Raw genomic sequence first — 19,589 nt, 5'->3', positions numbered from 1 at the left:
GTGAATGATCGGGTAGATAGATGAAACAAGTAGGTCTCCGGACTTCAACGCCATATTTAAGTTATGGACATATTCACCTTCCCACATCATTGCAGTGGTGTAAGTCGAGAACGACTTAAAAAATATGCTTTACATTGTTACCGTTGCGGGGGCAGTGCCGGACTTTCACCAGCTTCCCTAAAGCATTAATTGCTTACACTTGCTTCCAATTTTACGCAGTATAAAGTGGCGATTTATTTCATACAATGTCATTTGGACCAATTCCCAGAGAACTTTTACGCAAGGGACAAAAATTGCATTACAATGGCACTTATTTTAAGAAATGGTTGTAGTTTAGGCAGATCATGAGCCCATCAAACCAAAAACGTACACGAGCGAAAATCTGTGGAATTACTCGCCCTCAAGATGTTCAGTCAGTAGTTGCGGCTGGAGCTGATGCAATTGGTTTTGTATTTTTTCCACCAAGTCCAAGACATGTCACACTCGAGCAGGCACAAGAACTAGTTAAATTTATTCCTCCTTATGTACAACTTGTTGGTTTGTTTGTGAATGCAAGTGCTACTGAGATTCAGTCAGTACTTGATTGTGTTCCCCTAGATGTATTACAACTACATGGCGACGAAACTCCAGAACAATGTCAGGAGATAGCTCGCCATTGTAAGCGTCGCTGGTATAAAGCGATTCAGGTTAAGCCTGACCTTGATGTTATTGCTGAAATTCAAAAATATCAGGCGGCTGGAGCCAGTGCTGTCTTGCTCGATGCGTGGCATCCTGAGCTTAAAGGGGGCACAGGACATCAGTTTGACTGGTCTAAATTCCCAAAACTTGATATTCCATTAATCTTGGCAGGTGGTTTAACCCCTGACAATGTCATTGACGCTATTCATACTACCGGTGCTTTTGCAGTAGATGTGAGCGGAGGCGTAGAGTCCGCAAAAGGTATAAAAGACCAACAACTCATTGAACGATTTATGCAAGGAGTCCAACGTGGATCAGCAAAACAATGTGATTGACTATACACAGTACCCAGATGCTGCAGGGCATTTCGGTATCCATGGCGGACGTTTTGTGTCAGAAACTCTAATGGCGGCATTAGAAGATTTAGAAAATCTATATTCCCGCATGAAAAATGATGAACAGTTTCTGGCAGAATTCGACCGCGATCTCGCCTACTATGTAGGTCGTCCTAGTCCACTTTATTATGCTGAGCGATGGTCAAAAGAGTTAGGTGGTGCGCAAATTTACCTGAAACGTGAAGACTTGAACCATACAGGCTCACATAAGGTAAACAACACGATTGGTCAGGCGTTATTGGCAAAGCTTTCTGGTAAAAAACGTATTATTGCTGAAACTGGTGCTGGGCAACATGGTGTGGCAACTGCAACAATTGCCGCGCGTTTGGGTCTTGAATGTGTTGTTTATATGGGTGCTGAAGACGTTAAGCGTCAAGCTATGAACGTTTATCGTATGCGTTTGTTGGGCGCGACTGTTGTGCCTGTACAGAGTGGCTCTAAAACACTTAAAGATGCCATGAACGAAGCGATGCGTGACTGGGTGACCAATGTTGATAGTACTTACTATGTGATTGGTACGGTGGCAGGTCCTCACCCATACCCACAACTTGTACGTGATTTCCAGTCAATTATTGGGCGTGAAGCACGTAAACAGATTTTGGAACAAGCGGGTCGCTTACCAGATGCATTGGTTGCTTGTGTGGGTGGTGGTTCAAATGCAATGGGCTTGTTCTACCCATTCTTAAATGATGCCAATGTGAAAATGTATGGTGTTGAAGCTGCTGGTTTTGGTATTGAAACTGGTAAACACTCTGCGCCGTTAAATGCTGGTCATGTTGGTGTGTTACATGGTAACCGTACTTACTTGATGAGTGATGAGCAAGGTCAGATTATCGAAACACATAGTATCTCTGCTGGGTTAGATTATCCGGGTGTTGGTCCTGAACATAGTTTCTTGAAAGATATGAAGCGTGTTGAGTATGTGCCGATTAATGATACAGAAGCTCTACAAGGCTTCCGTGATTTAACTAAAATCGAAGGAATTATTCCTGCTCTTGAAAGCTCACATGCCATGGCTTATGTCTCTAAGCTTGCACCAACGATGTCTAAAGATCAGATTATTATTGCGACCGTTTCAGGTCGTGGTGATAAAGATTTAATGACTGTTGCACGCATTGATGGCGTAGAAATGGTTGAGATGTAAGCGGGAATAAAAATGCCAAGTCTGTTTATGGTAATGTTGGGTGGGCGTCATGCACGCGCAAATACAGAAGTTCATGATGTTGTCATGGCTGTAGGAGATACTTTGGAAGAAGTTTATCCTCAACTTAAACAGGCTTGGTTTGGTAAGGCTCAAGGATTACATATTGATGCTTGGGCTAAGCTTTCAGGAGTAAAATCCCAAGAGCAAAATTATCAAATCCATTTTACTGATGCAGCACCAAAACCAGATGACTTAAAGTTATATTTAATTAATCTGGGTGGATATAATGCTCATGAGTTCGGTGAGCTCCATCAGTATGAGTTTGTTGTTGCACCCAATGCTGTTATTGCAAAACAATTGGGTAAACAATTTATAGATCAACAGTGGCAAAAAGCGCATACGGATCGAGTCATTGATATTGATGACTGCTTAGCGATAGATTGTGTGGCAGGGCGCTATATTCATTTAATAAAAGGCGATTTTGCTGCAACAATTTGGGAAAATACGTATTTGACCGTGGTATAGGTCATTTGAAATCTAATATTCATATGGAAGTGGGTAAATGGATTTAATTCAAGAAAATGGACAGCCTCGTTATGGGCGTTTTGAATCTGTACCGTCAACCATTCATGTACAACATTATATTTATAAAACCCCTTATGGTAAGGTCTTAAAAGGCTGGCGTAAGCAATTAAAATACAAGAAATTTAAATTCTGTGGCATTCAACATAAACACTATAGTATTGGTCTAGCAATTGCAGATATCGGCTGGGTCGGTCACGGTTTTTTCTATATTTATGATCATGAAACACAGCAGGTAATTGAGTGGAATGCAATTCAGCCTTTGGGGCATAAAACCTATCTCGATGAACAGCCATTGTTTAATCAAAGCTATTTTTCTAAATCGCCTTATCAATTTGATATTCAGCATGCGAATGGTGTGCGGTACATTCGAGTTACTAAATATGGTGAGATTAAACTCAGTGCTCGGATTTTTTGTGCTGGCACCGATATATTAAGTTTGTGTACACCGACAGGAATTAATGGTTGGACCTATACTCAAAAGCAGACGACGCTGGGTGTAGAAGGGATGTTTATTAATAAACAAAACCAAGTTGTACAATTTGATGAAAAGACTTTTGCATCTTTAGACGATACTTGTGGTTTTTTGCGACCTGAAACAGCTTGGTTCTGGCTTTCATGTAATTTCTGGGATGAGCAAGGGCGGCGTATTGGTTTAAATTTAGCTTCTGGTGTTAATGAAAGCTTTGGTAATGAAAACTGTTTATGGATTAATGGGGTTTTATTTCCACTGACTGACGTTTTATTTGAAAAAGTAAATGATGAACTTTGGAAAATTAGTTCTCTAGATCAAAAGCTTAATCTGCAAATCCATATTGGTTGGTGTAGATACGAAAATATTAATTTAAGAATGATTGGAAGCCAGTTCAATCAGTGGCAAGCTAAAATTAGTGGCACGATTGAGCATGAGACGAATGATGTCATCACTTGCAATGAACAATATGGTTTACTAGAACAACATTATGCAAAATGGTAACAAGCAGGTTATAAACCTGCTTGCCAGAATGCTTCGCCAGCTGCAATTGGATCATTTGTCTTTTCGAGTGTTTCAATCCAAACAGGATATTGACGAATTACCGGATGCTGACTTGGATGAAAGTCTTTTTTAAACCAGTCCAGATATTGGCTTTTCATGGCTGTTAATGTGCCATTTTTGCCAAAGAACCAAGGTAAACCCTTAAGGCTCATTAAGAGTCTTTCTCTAGAACTAAAACCATCACATTTCAACATGACATTGGTGCGATAAAGCGTAAAACCAAACATTAATACTGTTGTAGCAACTAATACAAAGCGACGTGTTGACTCTGGTACTTCACCGACTTGTTTCATCACATCAAATGCAACATCTCGATGCTCCATCTCTTCAATGGCATGCCAAGCAAACAGTGCTCGAACATACGGATGTGCATTTTCCAAAGTTTTTTTATTGCTATAAAACGTCTCTGCCATTAAAGCTGTTAAATGTTCGGCAGCAGCAGTCATGGCAATGTTGTATTGAGGTGAGCGTTTTGTCAGTTCAAAACGGAAAATCCTTTTCAGCGTGGTTGTGAACTGGTCAACAGGCATGCCTTGCTCTTTCATGATCTGATTCATTTTGTCATGAGCAATACCGTGTTGGGCTTCTTGTTTAATAAAGTCCACAACTCGTCTTTGTAGTTCTGGATCATCAATTTTGTCACGGAACATACGAACACATTCGATAAAATAACGCTCTCCATCTGGAAAGGTTAAGCTGAGTGCATCGAACATACGAGTCAAAAAAGGATCATTATTAAACCAAAAGCGAGGTGCTTCGTTTAAATGAAAATCTAGATCTTTACGAACCACTGGATCGACCTGATAAGAAACATGTGCGTTCATATTTTTATTTCTCGCATCTAACTTGTTCACTAGTATGTCGCGACTGGTCGGCTTTGTTTTGACAGTTATTGCCAATTTTTATACAGTTTACGACAAGGTGGCAGTAAAAAAAGGATGCGCCATGCAGGAGTTTACGATTTCAAATGGTTATTTTTACCTTTGGAATACTTACTTAAAAGAAAAGGGGATGGACTGGCAGGCATTAAATCTAACAGATGTTCAGGTTCGCCAAGTTCAAAACATTTTATCTGCATCTATCGATGCTCAATCACCTTTAACTTTTTTTCTTGAGCTTTTAGAGCTGACCGAATTTCGACTACAAGTTTCCAATTTAGCTTTGGAAATGGCAACTTGTATTACACCTGCCAATTTTGGTGTATTGGGATATATGGCATCCCGAAGTGGTAGCTTTGCAGAGGTTCTTGAATATATCATGAAGTTTCACCGTCTGGTGATTGACGGTGAGCAAGTCGTGCCTATGCAAATCGAGCAAGATGCTTCTAAAATTCGTTTGTATTGGCCGTTGGTTGATGACAGTAATATCATACTTTGTGAATTGACCTTGGCAGCTATGGTACAACTTGCTAAACAAATAGCCCCACTGCATGATTTTCTCTTGCAACAAGTTGAGTTTGTGCACAGCGCACGTGGTCCGTTAGTGCACTATCAGCGTTTCTTTCAATGCAAATTATCATTTGGAAAACCTTACTATGCATTAACTTTTGCAAGTGAGGGACTAAGTATTCGCCCTCAACATGCAGACCCGACCTTAATGCAACTTTTGGTGAAACAGGCAGAAGAGGCGTTAGCTCAGCGTAAAATACAAACAGATTTAGCTCAGCAAATACATTGGATCGTGCATGAATATTTTAAGCAAAGACAGCAAGCACCTAAAATAGAAGATATTGCCATCGAGTTGAATATTTCAGTACGAAGCCTACAGCGCCAACTACAGTCATTAAACACTTCATTTAAATTAATTTTAGATGCAGAGCGCATGAGACGCTGTGAGATATTACTCAATCAAAATGCAAGCCTCACTTTAATTGCTGAACAGTTGGGATATTCGGACCAGTCAGCACTTGCACGGGCTCATAAAAATTTGACAGGACAAACCTTGCTGACAAGAAAAAGACAATTACAGCTAACCAATAAAAATGCAGTGAAATAGGCATTTTTGGATGGTTTTCTATTCAGATGACGATCTAATAATGGCTCGAAAATAGGAAGCTTTGATCATTGAGAAAAGTTTCAAAATATTGATAAATGTACGCCATGGGTTGTATGAATCATACAATCGAATATCGCCATAACGTTAGACCTGTTCAATGGACAAAAAATAGCGTTAAAATGCGATGTTCTTGTATTTCTACAAACAACTCCTCAATTTTAAATAATTCAAGGAAAGCACAACCCTATGTCACGTCTTGCCACCCGTTTTGAAAAGCTTAAGTCCCAACAACGTAAAGCGCTTGTATCTTATGTTATGGCGGGTGATCCACAACCGCAAGTAACAGTTCCGTTACTGCATAAAATGGTTGCGGCAGGAGTAGATGTCATTGAGCTTGGTTTACCATTTTCAGATCCAATGGCTGATGGTCCGGTAATTGCGCTTGCAGCTGAACGTGCGCTTGCAGCAGGGACTAACACATTAGATGCTCTTAATATGGTAAAGGAGTTCCGTGAACAGGATCAGGATACACCTGTTGTTTTAATGGGTTATCTAAATCCGGTTGAAGTGATTGGTTACGAGAAGTTTATTTCTCATGCGAAACAGTGTGGTGTAGATGGCTTATTGCTGGTGGATTTACCGCCGGAAGAGTCAAAAGAGTTTGGTGCTGTGTTGAAGCAACATGACATGGATCAAATCTTCTTGCTCGCGCCAACTTCTACAGACCAACGCATTCAACATGTGGCAAATCAGGCAAGTGGATTTATCTACTATGTTTCACTTAAAGGTGTAACAGGAGCAGCAACACTAGATACGGCAGAAGCTGCTGCACGTATTCAGAAAATCAAAAATGCCACTGATATTCCAGTTGGTGTTGGTTTTGGTATTAGTGATGCTGCTTCAGCAAAAGCAATGGGTAGTGTTGCTGATGCTGTGATTGTAGGTAGTGCTTTCGTTAAAAATTTTGCAACGTTGGCAGCGGATGACGCTGTTGAACAGACGGTGAATAAAGTCAAGGAGCTTCGAGCAGCGCTCGATGAGTTAGTATGAATCAAGAAGTGAAATCAGGGAAAGTTCTTAGCCCTGCGACCCCATGGACAAAACGTCCGGTTCCAGGTATTGAAGTCGCAAATGAACAACAAATTCTCAAAGCAACATTTACTGAGCCAACGATTGAATGCCCTGAATGTCATGCTCTAGTGACACGTACAGCAATCTCTTTCAATGCGTATGTTTGTCCGCAGTGTGATGAACACTTACGAATGAAAGCTCGTGATCGTTTGAACTGGTTCTTCGACAATGTAGTAACAGAATTAGGACAAGAGTTTAGCGCGAAAGACCCGTTAAAGTTTGTCGACACCAAACCATATCCAGACCGTATGCGTGAAGCGCAAAGCAAAACTGGTGAAACAGAAGCTTTAATTGCAATGCAAGGCAATTTAAATGGCGTGGATATGATTGCATGTGCTTTTGAGTTCGACTTTATGGGCGGCTCTATGGGTACTGTAGTGGGTGACCGTTTTGTTCAGGCTGCTGAACTTGCTATTGCAAAACGTCAACCATTGATCTGTTTCGCAGCTTCTGGTGGCGCACGTATGCAAGAAGGCATGTTGTCACTTATGCAAATGGCACGTACTTCAGCGGCGATCCAAAAATTAAAAGATGCAGGTTTACCTTATATCGTGGTGTTAACACATCCGGTGTATGGCGGTGTAACAGCTTCTTTAGCAATGTTAGGTGATATTCATATTGCTGAACCGAAAGCGATGATCGGCTTTGCAGGTAAACGTGTAATTGAACAAACTGTACGTGAAACATTGGAAGAGCCATTCCAACGTGCTGAATATTTGCTTGATCATGGCGTAATCGATCAGATTGTTCATCGTCATGCTTTACGTGATACTGTATCCCGACTTGTATCGAAATTGATGAACTTACCTTGAATCAACAAGCTCCACTTTCAATAGACTCTTTAGATACATGGCTCAATTATTGGAGCCATGTTCACGTTACAGGGATAGATCTTGGTCTGGAACGTGTAATTCCTGTGGCAGAAAAGCTGGGTGTAACTCAGCCTACTGCTAAAGTTTTTACAGTAGCCGGAACGAATGGTAAAGGCTCAACTACAACTACACTAGCTGCTATATTAAATGAGCAGGGGTACAAAGTTGGGTTATATCAGTCACCCCATATCTATCGCTTTAATGAACGAGTCAAATTAGGTGGAGTCGAAGTCGATGATCAAAGTCTGATTGATGCTTTTGTTCAAGTCGATCAGGCTCGTCGCGATTGTGATTTAAGCTTATCTTTTTTTGAAGCAACCACTTTGGCTGCTTTTGTCATTTTTAAACAACAGCAATGCGATGTATGGGTGCTCGAAGTCGGCTTGGGCGGGCGCTTAGATGTTGTTAATGTAATTGATCCCAATGTTGCGATTATTACTAATATTGGCCTAGATCATACCGATTGGTTAGGCGATACCATTGAAAAAATTGCTTTTGAAAAAGCAGGCATTATTCGTCCACACATTCCGGTTGTCTTTGCTGGCGAACAATTTCTACCTCAAGCAATTCAAGATAAAGCAGAAAGCACACAAGCAATTTTATATACCGTTAATCGTGATTATTTTTATAAACTCGCCGATGATGGGCAAAACTGGTACTTTGCTTCAGAAGGAACCACTTTAAAGCTTCCTTTAGGTGGTTTAGCCATCGAAAATATTGCGGGGGCGGTTGCAGCCATTTTAAATAGCGGACTTGAAATTTCTCAGTCTGCTTTAGAAAAAGGTATTCAAGCTGCACGCTTAGCAGGGCGTTTTGAACAGCGTCAAGTGGAAGGGAAAACGGTAATTTTTGATGCTGGACACAATCCACATGGTGTTGAATTTTTGTTAAAGCAATTGCGAAATTTCTTAGAATACAATAAACAGTACACAGAAGTTGTCGCAGTATTTTCAATGCTGGCAGATAAAGATATAAAATCAGTAGTCGAATTATTGAAACCTACTGTTTTACATTGGAAAATTGCTGAGTTGAATGTGCCGCGTGCTGCATCGATTCAGCAACTCAATGATGCCTTGCAAGGTCAGACAGTACAACAATATGGCAATATCAAAGAGGCATTTAAATCAGCGCTTGAGCAAACAAATAACAATCAGCTGATTTTGGCCTGTGGTTCGTTTCATACTTTAGAAGCGATTTGGGAGTATTTGGAAGAATGTCAATGAATAACAAACAACGCTGGATGGGTGGTGTTGTTTTACTGGGTGGTGGTGTTTTATTGGCAGCATTACTTCTAAAAGGAAATGAAGAAATAAAGCAGGTTGAAGTTCAGCCAGACGCATCCACAGCGCCAAAAACTCAAACTAAGCCAAAACAAGCAACTGAAGGACAAATGGTACAACTCCAACCTCTAGCGGTTGATGTTGCAACAGAAAAGCGGTTGCTAGAAGAACAACGCCGTTCGCGTGAAAAGGCTGTTGCAGAGCAGGAAGCACGTGCAGCTGAGTTTTTAGCAATGCAACAGCAAGCTGAAGCCGATGCTGCTCGTAAAGCGGCTGCCGAATATGCTGCGATTAATGCACGTCGTACAGCTGCTCAAGAAAGTTCAGACAATATTCCGCCGGAAGTTGTCGGCAGCGATGGTAAAGTAAAAAGTCCACAAACTGATGTGAAGAAAAAATCTGTAGATAGTGCAAAAGCAGAAGCAGATAAAAAAGCGGCTGATGCCAAGCGCCAAGCAGAAGCTGACAAGAAAGTAGCTGAAGCAAAACGCCAAGCAGAAGCAGATAAAAAAGCAACTGAAGCAAAACGCCAAGCAGAAGCAGATAAGAAAGCAGCTGAAGCAAAACGTCAGGCAGAGGCTGATAAGAAAGCAACAGAAGCAAAACGTCAAGCAGAAGCAGATAAGAAAGCAACTGAAGCAAAACACAAAACAGAAGCAGATAAGAAAGCATCAGATGCTAAACGCAAAGCTGAAGCTGATAAAAAAGCTGATGCTGAAAAAGCGCGTGAGCTACTTGAAAATGGTGATAAAAAGTGGATGGTGCAAGTTGCATTGGCTGCTAACCAAGCAAATGCAGATTCAGTTGTTTCTAAATTACGAGCTAAAGGCTACAAGGTAACTACGAGCCAAACCAGTAAAGGAATCCGTATTATGGTTGGACCAGCGAAAGACCGTGATACAGCAGATGCAGCCCGTAAGAAAATTACTTCTGATTCAAGCTTAAATATGAAATCAGCTTGGGTAATTGACTGGGTGCCGCTTGATCAGCGATAACGGCTGATCATCCCCTAAATCAAATCAGGAACACTCAAAGGCTTTATTCTTGTGAGGAGTGTTCCATTCAATAGGGGATTTTGAAGATGAATACAACGATCCAAATATTAGAACGATTTGTTTTTGCACAAGATTCAGTGATTAGCGCACTGTCTGGAGTTGCTTGTGTGGGGGATGATGTTTATTTTGTTGGTGATAATCTCCCTTATTTATTAAGAATCAATCGAACCCAGAACATGGCCGATGCAACGGTCTTTGAAAAAATTCCATTATTTGATCCTTCAGAGCAAATACCGCTAAGTACATTAAGCAAAGAACAGAAGCCTGATTTTGAAGCTTTAACCTCCATAAGTTGGAACGGACAATCACAGCTTTTGGTGATGGGCTCGGGTTCTACAGAAAATCGAAAACGAGCATTACTCTATAACCCTGCCAATGATCAGGTCAGAACTTTCTTGGATGCGGTTGATTATGATTTTTTGCAGCATCAGGTTGAATTAACAGGTGGGGCTGATCTCAATATAGAAGCCATATGTTCAGACCATCGTTATCTCTATATCTTTCAACGTGGTAACATAAATCTCCATCATGGGGTTTTAGTCTTTGATTTAATCAAAATTCAAGCAGGAAAATCCTTAGAAAATGCACTTATACATTCGCTCAAACTGAGCTTAGCTGAGCTTGATGGTTCAGCAAGTGGCATTTCAGATGCTTGTTTTTTAGCGGATAAAAATTTGATTGTTGCTACAGCTACGGTCGAACAAACACTCAATACCTATGATGACGGTGCTGTCTTGGGAAGTTTTATCTTGGTGTTTTCGCCTGAGGGTAAAGCTTTAGCAGCTCATTTGATTCGAGATGCGAAAGGACAGACGCTGCCAATCAAGGTCGAAGGGATTACTTGGTTTGAGTCGAGATCCGATGGCGAAGTATTTTTATTAGTGACAGACAGTGATGGTGGTGATTCTGAAATTTTGAAGGTATTACTTAGCAACGCCGCTTTGGGAAAATCATAAAGTTAAATCATATTTTTGATGATCATCTATCTTTAAATGTATATTTTTCGATGTAATTGATAATAATGAAAACAATAAATAAGTTGGTGATTGAGCCAACTTATTTGTCTAATAATCGTGTTTGAATACAAAAGTAATCCAGTCTTTAACTGCTGGAATTCGACAGTTGCTGTTGAGTCCATTTTACATTTTCAGGTGTAAATAGGCCGTCAATGTTCTTCCAGATAATATGATAGCCATAACCGCCTTCCTTCATTTCTTTAACCGCATCATCAATTGCCCAATTTTCAAAAATAATGCGATACATGGCAACACTAGCACCTGTACGGTCTGAGCCATGGTAGCAGTGCAATAAAACACGTTGATTATTCTGCTTGGCAATCTTAATTTGTTGCATGACTTCTAATAGATCTTGTCGGTCAATTGCCCATGTATTGATAGGAATATGTGCAAGGTTAAAATTTTCATTTTTAAAAACTAAATCATCTGAAGCTCTAGCTCTTAAATTAATAATGGTACTTATTTGATGACGTTTTAACTCGGGAACCATCGTTGCATCGGGTTGTTCACTGCGAAAAACAGTATCACTAATTTGATAAAAGTTATGACTCTGAGAGACTAAAGTGCCCCAGTCTTTTGGTCGTTGCTCATGGGCAATACTTTCATGCTGCATACATCCCTGTAAATTTATACAGATGGCAAGTGTGATGAGTGATAATTTTTTCATGTTTGATACCGGTTAAGCTCATAAGGATCATGAGCACAAATTATTTCAATCGTTGGCTCATGTTGAGCTAAATGCTGCAAGCGTTTGAGATTAACAAGACGTTTCTCATTATCTTCTGCAAATGTTTTTTCCAGCAAACTAAGTGATCTTAATTTATTTTTAGGGTTTAACTCTAGGTGTGAGTAGTACGCATCTCCACAAAATAATAACCATTGATTTTGTTGCTTTATGGCAATGCCACAATGACCAGCTGAGTGACCCAATAAAGGTATCATTAAAATTTCATCTTGAAAAAGAGGAAAGCCTTTTACTTTTTCCAGATTAAACCATGCTTCACCTTGCTGATATTCAACAAAGTTCCAGTAACGATGGTCTTTATATTGATTGGTTCTATAGCGAAGTTTGCCCTTAAGATTTGGAAGTTGGGTCGCGTTATATTCTGCCGCTAAAACATGAACTGTGGCATGGGGAAAATCTGAAATTCCACCGGCATGATCAAAATCAAGATGAGTGACAAAGATATGTTGTACATCCTTAGGACTAAATCCGAGTTTTTGGATTTGCTGGATGGCACTAAACTCAAGATTAGTCTCAATTTTGCCTAAACGTTGGACTAATGAACCTAGTCGCTGCTTCATATGTAAGTAATCTTGCAATCCAAAACCTGTATCAATAAGTACAAGGCCGCGATCGGTTTCAACTAACAGGCAATGGCAGACGACTTCAGCCCTGAAGCCTTTTTGTCCAAAGAGTGGGGCACAAACTGGGCACATGCTACCGCACTTTAAATGATGAATTTTATAGATCATGATTTTTATTTTTTATACCGAATCGCTTCGAGTTATAACTGATCTGGGCAGTAAAAACCATGTGTATTCAATACATAAATAAAAAGCCATCACGTTGGATGACTTTTTAGGGTGTGATATTTAATTAAGATTTTCTAAAAATTTGGTACTTGCTTCGCATGTCCTGTTATGAACTTTTTAACTAGTTGCGTACGTGTCGCTGACAGTTTTTATTAGGAAAATTTCGAATGCCTGCCTACGTGTCTCGTTTGTCTTGCACTCGATTAAAGCCTTTTTTAAAGGCTTTTAAAATCAGCACATAACTGTCAGCTTTATTAGGAAACTTTAGAATGTTTGCCTACGCGCTTCGCTTGCCTTGCAAGCAATAAAAACCTTTAGTCGGTTTTATTGCTTTCAGGCTGTGGTGTTAAGCGTAAATAAGGTTTAACCGCTGTATAGCCTTTAGGAAAGCGCTGTTTAATTTCTTCTTCATCTTTAAGTGAGGGCACAATAACGACATCTTCACCTTGCTGCCAGTTCGCTGGCGTCGCTACTTTATGCTTGTCAGTTAATTGTAAAGAGTCAACAACACGTAAGACTTCATTAAAATTTCGGCCTGTTGAAGCAGGGTAGGTAATGATTAAGCGAACTTTTTTATTCGGATCAATAATCACTAATGAACGAACTGTTAGTGTTTCACTGGCATTTGGATGAATGAAATCATATAGCTCAGAGACTTTACGATCTTTATCTGCAATGATTGGAAAATTTACAGTCGTATTTTGTGTTTCATTAATGTCATTGATCCATCCCTTATGAGACTCTACATCATCTACTGACAAAGCAATTGCTTTAACATTACGCTTCGTAAATTCATCTTTTAATTTTGCTGTGTAACCTAACTCTGTTGTACATACGGGCGTATAGTCGGCTGGATGTGAAAATAAAATTCCCCAACTATCCCCTAGAAAATCATAAAAATTAATTGTGCCTTCACTCGATTCTTGTTGAAAATCGGGGGCAGTGTCTCCTAATCGTAGTGTCATGATCGTTCCTCAATTGCTCATAATTTGTTATTCGATCCACTGAATATGCAGCATTTTCTTTATGATTAAAATTATTGTTTTTGTATTTTATTATGAGTTTTTTATATAAGTGTAAATATATATGACCAAAACTCACTATTTTATGTGCTTAATCAATGTAACTTTAAGGTAAATTTGCTAAATTAGATTTCTCGGAAGTTATGCTTAATAGATGAGCGTTAATGTTACGTTTTTAGGGGCAGGGCGCATTACGGGGGACTAGGCGAATGATAAAACCATTCGTCTAACTATCAGATTTTTTTTAGGGGTTTTGTGCAAAACCCTTGTACTTCAAATTTCTGGCACCATAATAAACGACTGAGAAAAAGTTTATTCATTTGACCAAGCAAGATTTAGAGAGTTTATCCATGTTGGCAAGTCTGATCGGAGGTATCTTCGGTACAAAAAATGAGCGCGAACTCAAACGCATGCGCAAAATTGTTGAGCAAATCAATGCGCTCGAGCCGACGATATCAGCTTTAAGCGATGCAGACTTATCTGCAAAAACTCCAGAATTCAAACAACGTTATAATAATGGCGAAAGTTTAGATAAATTACTTCCAGAAGCGTTTGCAGTGTGTCGTGAAGCTGCCAAACGTGTAATGGGCATGCGTCACTATGACGTTCAGCTTATTGGTGGTATTACCTTACATGAAGGTAAGATTGCCGAAATGCGTACCGGTGAAGGTAAAACCCTGATGGGTACTTTGGCGTGTTATTTAAACGCATTAAGTGGCGAAGGCGTTCATGTCATTACTGTGAACGATTATTTGGCACAGCGTGATGCTGAGTTGAACCGTCCATTATTTGAATTTTTGGGTTTATCTATTGGTACGATCTATTCAATGCAAGGACCTTCTGAAAAAGCGGAAGCTTATCTTGCTGATATTACTTATGGTACCAATAACGAATTCGGTTTTGACTACTTACGCGACAACATGGTGTTTTCTTTAGCAGAAAAGAAACAACGTGGCTTGCACTATGCCATTATCGATGAAGTTGACTCAATCTTGATTGATGAAGCACGTACACCATTAATTATTTCTGGTCAAAGTGAAGACTCTTCGCATCTTTATGCTGCAATCAATACGATTCCCCCTAGATTACGTCCGCAAAAAGAAGAAAAAGTCGCAGATGGTGGGCATTTCTGGATTGATGAAAAGCAGCGTTCAGTTGAAATGACCGAAATTGGTTATGAAACTGTTGAGCAAGAACTTATTCAGATGGGCTTGTTGGCTGAAGGTGAAAGCTTATATTCAGCAACGAATCTAAGCCTTGTTCACCATGTGTCTGCTGCTATCCGTGCACATTTCTTATTCCAACGTGATGTTCACTATATTATTCACGATGGCGAAGTCGTGATTGTTGATGAACATACTGGCCGTACAATGCCGGGCCGTCGTTGGTCAGAAGGTTTGCATCAAGCAGTTGAAGCGAAAGAAGGTTTGGAAATTCAGCCTGAAAACCAGACTTTAGCGACCACAACATTCCAGAACTATTTCCGTCTATATAAAAAGCTTTCAGGTATGACAGGTACTGCTGATACTGAAGCTGCGGAAATGAAAGAAATTTATGGTCTTGATGTTGTGATTATTCCAACTCACCGCCCAATGGTACGTAATGACCAAAACGATTTAATTTATTTAAACCGTAATGGTAAATATGACGCGATTATTCAAGAAATTACGAATATTCGTGAGCAAGGTGTGGCACCGATTCTTATTGGTACAGCGACCATTGAAGCTAGTGAAATTTTATCTTCTAAGTTAATGCAAGCTGGTATTCATCACGAAGTGTTGAATGCAAAACAACATGAGCGTGAAGCTGACATTATTGCTCAAGCGGGTAGCCCGAATGCAGTAACGATTGCAACGAACATGGCGGGTCGTGGTACTGACATTATCTTGGGTGGTAACTGGAAAGCGAAACTTGCCAAACTTGAAAACCCTACTGCTGAAGATGAAGCACATCTGAAAGCACAATGGGAACAAGACCATGAAGATGTATTGCAATCAGGTGGTTTGCACATCATTGGTTCTGAACGCCATGAATCACGTCGTATTGATAACCAGTTACGTGGTCGTGCGGGCCGTCAGGGTGACCCTGGTGTTTCTCGTTTCTATTTGTCTCTTGAAGATGACCTTATGCGTATTTTCGCAGGTGACCGCGTAGTTGGAATGATGCGCGCGATGGGTCTACAAGAAAATGAAGCGATTGAACACAAAATGGTGAGTCGTTCAATTGAGAACGCTCAGCGTAAAGTTGAAGCTCGTAACTTTGATATTCGTAAAAACTTATTGAAATACGATGATGTGAATAATGAACAACGTAAGATCATTTATTCACAACGTGATGAAGTGTTAGCTGAAAATACCTTAAAAGAATACGTCGAAGAAATGCATCATGAAGTGATGAAAGGCGTGATTGCTAACTTTATTCCACCTGAGTCAATTCATGACCAGTGGGATGTTGAAGGTTTAGAAAATGCTTTACGTATTGATTTGGGCATTGAGCTACCAATTCAGGAATGGTTAGATCAAGATCGTCGTCTAGATGAAGAAGGTTTAGTTGAGCGAATCAGTGATGAAGTGATTGAACGTTATCGCCAACGCCGTGCTCAAATGGGTGATGAATCAGCAGCAATGCTTGAACGTCACTTCGTTTTAAACTCTCTTGATCGTCATTGGAAAGATCACTTAGCTGCAATGGATTACTTGCGTCAAGGTATTCACTTACGTGGCTATGCGCAAAAAAATCCTGAACAGGAATACAAGAAAGAAGCTTTCAACCTGTTTGTAAATATGCTCGGTATTATTAAAACTGATGTTGTGACTGATTTGTCTCGTGTACATATCCCAACACCAGAAGAACTTGCAGAAATGGAAGCTCAACAGCAGCAGCAAGCTGAATCGATGAAGCTTTCTTTTGAGCATGACGATGTAGATGGTTTAACAGGGGAAGTTACACTTTCTCAAGAGACTATGAACGAGTCTGCCGATCAGCAAGCTTTCCCTGTTCCAGAAAGCCGTAATGCACCATGCCCATGTGGGTCTGGACTAAAATATAAGCAATGTCACGGTAAGATCTAATTTGCCTTCATAAAAAAGCAGAACAATTGTTCTGCTTTTTTTACGTTTGTAGTAAGCCTGTGAATAATGTTTGCAGTTTTAAGCATTAAATGCTATTTACTTCTCATCCAGAGTGTATGTTGGAAAGACAATGAAAAAAGTATTACAACCTTTATTTTTAACTGTTCTTGCTGTGCCTAGTTTTGTTTTCGCAGCAGAAGCAGCTTCAGCCCCTCAAACGACAACGGTTGATAAAGTACTTGCAGCAAAAGGGCCAACTTCGGCTCAAGCTGTAGTGAAGCAAGAAAATACAACAGTGATTAGCCCGCGTACTGGTATTCGCTATACGTTAGGTAACACAGCTAATCGTCCAATTATTTTACAAACCACTGCGATTGCTCCGGCAAACTCAGCAAATATTAATCGTATTGTGGCAACTAACCCTGCTTTATCTGCGAAGAGCCAAGAAAAAGCAAAAGTGGCTTTAATTGGTGAAGCAGCTGTAGCAGGAGCAGCCGCTGTTGCAGCAAGCAATGTAGCAGCTCCAGCATCAATAAACTAAGTCACATATTTATAAAAAAGCCGGTCAATGATGAACCGGCTTTTTTTTTATAAGAATTTCTAGTTTTTAGATCTGATTATTCACATCATCATTTTTTGTTTCACGAATGAATAAGAAAGCGATGAGTGATAAAAGTGATGCCACAGTAAGATAATAACCAACTGCATATAAACCATAAGTTTCAGCAAGTTTAGTGGCAATGAGTGGAGCAAAAGATGCACCAAAAATACCTGCCAAGTTAAACGTTAATGCTGAACCTGTATAACGAACTGAAGTTGGGAAAAGTTCAGAAAGAACCGTACCAATCGGACCATAGGTCAGGCCCATAATCGACAAGCCTGTACATAAGAAGAGAAAGACAATTAACGTATTTCCAGACTCTAACATGCTAGAGAAGAATAAGCCGAAAATCGCAGCAGCAATACAAACACCAATCGAAGTGGCTTTACGACCAAATTTTTCTGCAAAAATAGCCGATAAAGGAATGAATGCAGCAAAGCACAGTGTGGCAAAGAGTTGAAGTTCTAAGAACTCACCACGTGAATAGCCAAGTTTGGTGGTTCCCCAGTTTAAGGCAAATACAGTTGTAAGATAGAACACCACAAATGTACAGATTGCTGCAATCGTACCAAGTACAAGTTTACCTGTATGTTTGGTTAAGACTTCTTTAAATGGAATATTGACTTCTTTTTGCTTATCCAAAACTTTTTGGAATGCTGGAGTCTCATGGAGTTTTAAACGGATATATAAGCCAACAATCACTAATACAGCACTTGCAATAAAGGGAATACGCCAGCCCCATTGCATGAATGCCTGCTCAGGAATGGCTGCACCCAATAATAAAAATGAACCTGTTGCTAAAATGAAGCCAATTGGAGCCCCAAGCTGTGGGAACATGCCATACCATGCGCGCTTACCTTCAGGTGCATTCTCTGTCGCAAGTAATACAGCACCGCTCCATTCACCACCTAAACCTAAGCCTTGCCCTAGACGGCATACAGCTAATAGTAATGGAGCGACAATTCCAATCTGTGCATATGTTGGAAGTAAACCAATACAGACTGTTGAAATACCCATGGTGAGCAAAGCTGCAACTAGCGTGGCTTTACGACCAATACGGTCTCCTAAATGACCGAATAATGCTGCACCGATAGGGCGGGCAATAAAGGCAATGGCGAAGGTTGCTAAAGATTGTAAGACTGCGGCACTGCCACTACTAGCAGGGAAAAACAGGTGAGGAAAGATAAGTACTGCGGCAGTTGCATAGATATAAAAGTCGAAGAACTCAATGGTTGTACCGACTAAACTTGCAAACAAAACCCGCGTTTTTGAATTAGTGGCTACTGCCGGAGCAGCAGTCGCAGAGGTTGACTCCATATAAGACCTTATATCAGTTAAAATTTATTTTTAATTTACTATTCTTTTTAAAGACATATTTTTCTAAAAGAATAGCGTGAAAGAACATCATCCATGACTCTTTCAGGATCACTGAATAAGAGTGAAAAATGAACTAAACAATGTACCAATAGATCGCAAGAAAGTGTGCTCCTGCACCTAAAAGCACAAAAATGTGCCAGATCGCATGGGTATATCTTACCTTTTTTAACGCGTAAAACAATGCTCCAACCGTATAAGCTAAACCGCCAATAATCAAGAAAATCAATGCGTCTTTACTCAAATAAGTACGCATATCATCCATTACAAAAACAGCAAGCCATCCCATTACAATATAGGCCAGCAAAGAAATTTTTTGAAAACGATGAATAAAAACTAACTTGAAAAGTGTACCAATTGCAGCAATGCTCCAGAGTGCAATAAGCAGAATATGGGCTTTTTGTGTAGGAATCGCGATGCTTAAGAAAGGGGTATATGTCCCAGCAATTAAATAATAAATAGCAGTGTGGTCTAGTTTCTTATACCAGTAACGTAGATTTTGTGTCTGAGCAAAGTGATAGAGAGTTGAACTCGTGAAAACTAGAATTAGACTAAATGAGTATACCCATAACCCCACCCATTGAGCAGTTGGAAGATAAGATCCCTTCATAATTAAAAAGATAGAAGCAATAACTGCCATAACGACACCAGCTCCATGGCTGTAGGCGTTAAGTAGTTCTTCTTTTGGATCGTAAGTTTCCAGCACAGATTTACTCATGAGTTTAATTTTTTTGATTAAAAATACAAATGTATAGAAATACAAAACAGTCGTAAAGTTATTTTATTTTTAATCCTAGACCC

General features: G+C 39.9%; 18 protein-coding genes and 1 riboswitch. Of the genes, 12 read left to right on the top strand and 6 right to left on the bottom strand.

The annotated features are described in order from the left end of the window. Positions 1-10: 10 nt before the first annotated feature. A riboswitch (cobalamin riboswitch) is annotated at positions 11-218 on the bottom strand. A gap of 126 nt (positions 219-344) precedes the next feature. From HL290_RS14405 to HL290_RS14390, 4 genes are read left to right on the top strand one after another with little or no spacing between them, the layout of a single operon-like run. Continuing rightward, a complete protein-coding gene (locus HL290_RS14405; RefSeq protein ID WP_092708657.1) occupies positions 345-1,013 on the top strand; it encodes a phosphoribosylanthranilate isomerase in 669 nt (222 codons plus the stop codon). Next, positions 988-2,217 (top strand): tryptophan synthase subunit beta, encoded by a 1,230-nt coding sequence (gene trpB, locus HL290_RS14400; RefSeq protein ID WP_003655197.1) that lies wholly within the window; start codon positions 988-990, stop codon positions 2,215-2,217. Before HL290_RS14405 ends, trpB begins: the two co-directional genes overlap by 26 nt. A gap of 12 nt (positions 2,218-2,229) precedes the next feature. After that, the gene (locus tag HL290_RS14395) at positions 2,230-2,742 is read left to right on the top strand and encodes a DUF1543 domain-containing protein (protein ID WP_198496834.1); all 513 of its coding nucleotides are present in this window, start codon (positions 2,230-2,232) and stop codon (positions 2,740-2,742) included. 37 nt (positions 2,743-2,779) lie between these two features. After that, on the top strand, positions 2,780-3,775 hold the full coding sequence (locus tag HL290_RS14390) for a DUF2804 domain-containing protein (protein ID WP_004638915.1): 996 nt from the start codon (positions 2,780-2,782) through the stop codon (positions 3,773-3,775). Between the two features lie 8 nt (positions 3,776-3,783). On the opposite strand, the gene HL290_RS14385 is transcribed toward HL290_RS14390, so the two are convergent. Next, positions 3,784-4,659 (bottom strand): metal-dependent hydrolase, encoded by an 876-nt coding sequence (locus HL290_RS14385; protein ID WP_017389846.1) that lies wholly within the window; start codon positions 4,657-4,659, stop codon positions 3,784-3,786. Positions 4,660-4,780: 121 nt separating this feature from the next. Here HL290_RS14385 and HL290_RS14380 point away from each other — a divergent pair, with 121 nt between their 5' ends. The 6 genes from HL290_RS14380 to HL290_RS14355 all read left to right on the top strand — a co-directional run bounded on the left by HL290_RS14380 (position 4,781) and on the right by HL290_RS14355 (position 11,124). Continuing rightward, positions 4,781-5,830 carry an AraC family transcriptional regulator gene (locus HL290_RS14380; RefSeq protein ID WP_198496833.1) on the top strand — a complete coding sequence of 350 codons (1,050 nt, stop codon included), beginning with the start codon at positions 4,781-4,783 and terminating at the stop codon, positions 5,828-5,830. 246 nt (positions 5,831-6,076) lie between these two features. After that, on the top strand, positions 6,077-6,880 hold the full coding sequence (gene trpA, locus HL290_RS14375; RefSeq protein WP_017392444.1) for a tryptophan synthase subunit alpha: 804 nt from the start codon (positions 6,077-6,079) through the stop codon (positions 6,878-6,880). Continuing rightward, positions 6,877-7,773 (top strand): acetyl-CoA carboxylase, carboxyltransferase subunit beta, encoded by an 897-nt coding sequence (accD, locus tag HL290_RS14370; RefSeq protein WP_198496832.1) that lies wholly within the window; start codon positions 6,877-6,879, stop codon positions 7,771-7,773. The genes trpA and accD overlap by 4 nt, the downstream gene beginning before the upstream one ends. Continuing rightward, positions 7,770-9,056 (top strand): bifunctional tetrahydrofolate synthase/dihydrofolate synthase, encoded by a 1,287-nt coding sequence (gene folC / locus HL290_RS14365; RefSeq protein ID WP_198496831.1) that lies wholly within the window; start codon positions 7,770-7,772, stop codon positions 9,054-9,056. The genes accD and folC overlap by 4 nt, the downstream gene beginning before the upstream one ends. Continuing rightward, positions 9,047-10,108, top strand: a complete 1,062-nt coding sequence (locus HL290_RS14360) for an SPOR domain-containing protein (protein ID WP_198496830.1) — start codon at positions 9,047-9,049, stop codon at positions 10,106-10,108. The genes folC and HL290_RS14360 overlap by 10 nt, the downstream gene beginning before the upstream one ends. Positions 10,109-10,194: 86 nt before the next feature. Continuing rightward, positions 10,195-11,124 (top strand): DUF6929 family protein, encoded by a 930-nt coding sequence (locus HL290_RS14355; protein ID WP_198496829.1) that lies wholly within the window; start codon positions 10,195-10,197, stop codon positions 11,122-11,124. Positions 11,125-11,269: 145 nt separating this feature from the next. Here HL290_RS14355 and HL290_RS14350 read toward each other — a convergent pair whose 3' ends face one another. The 3 genes from HL290_RS14350 to HL290_RS14340 form a co-directional block, all read right to left on the bottom strand. Next, on the bottom strand, positions 11,270-11,851 hold the full coding sequence (locus HL290_RS14350; RefSeq protein ID WP_198496828.1) for a dual specificity protein phosphatase family protein: 582 nt from the start codon (positions 11,849-11,851) through the stop codon (positions 11,270-11,272). Next, a complete protein-coding gene (locus HL290_RS14345) occupies positions 11,848-12,660 on the bottom strand; it encodes an MBL fold metallo-hydrolase (protein ID WP_198496827.1) in 813 nt (270 codons plus the stop codon). Before HL290_RS14345 ends, HL290_RS14350 begins: the two co-directional genes overlap by 4 nt. Positions 12,661-13,034: 374 nt before the next feature. Continuing rightward, a complete protein-coding gene (locus tag HL290_RS14340; protein WP_087400106.1) occupies positions 13,035-13,685 on the bottom strand; it encodes a peroxiredoxin in 651 nt (216 codons plus the stop codon). A gap of 407 nt (positions 13,686-14,092) precedes the next feature. On the opposite strand from HL290_RS14340, the gene secA reads away from it, so the two are divergent. Together secA and HL290_RS14330 are read left to right on the top strand one after the other, a co-directional pair. Continuing rightward, a complete protein-coding gene (secA, locus tag HL290_RS14335; protein WP_092708684.1) occupies positions 14,093-16,813 on the top strand; it encodes a preprotein translocase subunit SecA in 2,721 nt (906 codons plus the stop codon). A 130-nt stretch (positions 16,814-16,943) separates the two neighbouring features. Continuing rightward, on the top strand, positions 16,944-17,354 hold the full coding sequence (locus tag HL290_RS14330) for a hypothetical protein (RefSeq protein ID WP_005050079.1): 411 nt from the start codon (positions 16,944-16,946) through the stop codon (positions 17,352-17,354). Positions 17,355-17,420: 66 nt separating this feature from the next. On the opposite strand, the gene HL290_RS14325 is transcribed toward HL290_RS14330, so the two are convergent. Together HL290_RS14325 and trhA are read right to left on the bottom strand one after the other, a co-directional pair. After that, on the bottom strand, positions 17,421-18,731 hold the full coding sequence (locus HL290_RS14325; RefSeq protein ID WP_198496826.1) for an MFS transporter: 1,311 nt from the start codon (positions 18,729-18,731) through the stop codon (positions 17,421-17,423). Between the two features lie 133 nt (positions 18,732-18,864). Beyond that, positions 18,865-19,506, bottom strand: a complete 642-nt coding sequence (trhA, locus tag HL290_RS14320) for a PAQR family membrane homeostasis protein TrhA (RefSeq protein ID WP_003655229.1) — start codon at positions 19,504-19,506, stop codon at positions 18,865-18,867. Positions 19,507-19,589 lie beyond the last annotated feature (83 nt).

The organism is Acinetobacter sp. AC1-2 (assembly GCF_016124155.1).
In the GTDB taxonomy this organism is placed as follows: Bacteria; Pseudomonadota; Gammaproteobacteria; order Pseudomonadales; family Moraxellaceae; genus Acinetobacter; species Acinetobacter calcoaceticus.
Note: the sequence above shows the minus strand (reverse complement) of the source record. Positions and strands in the feature narration are given on the sequence as shown.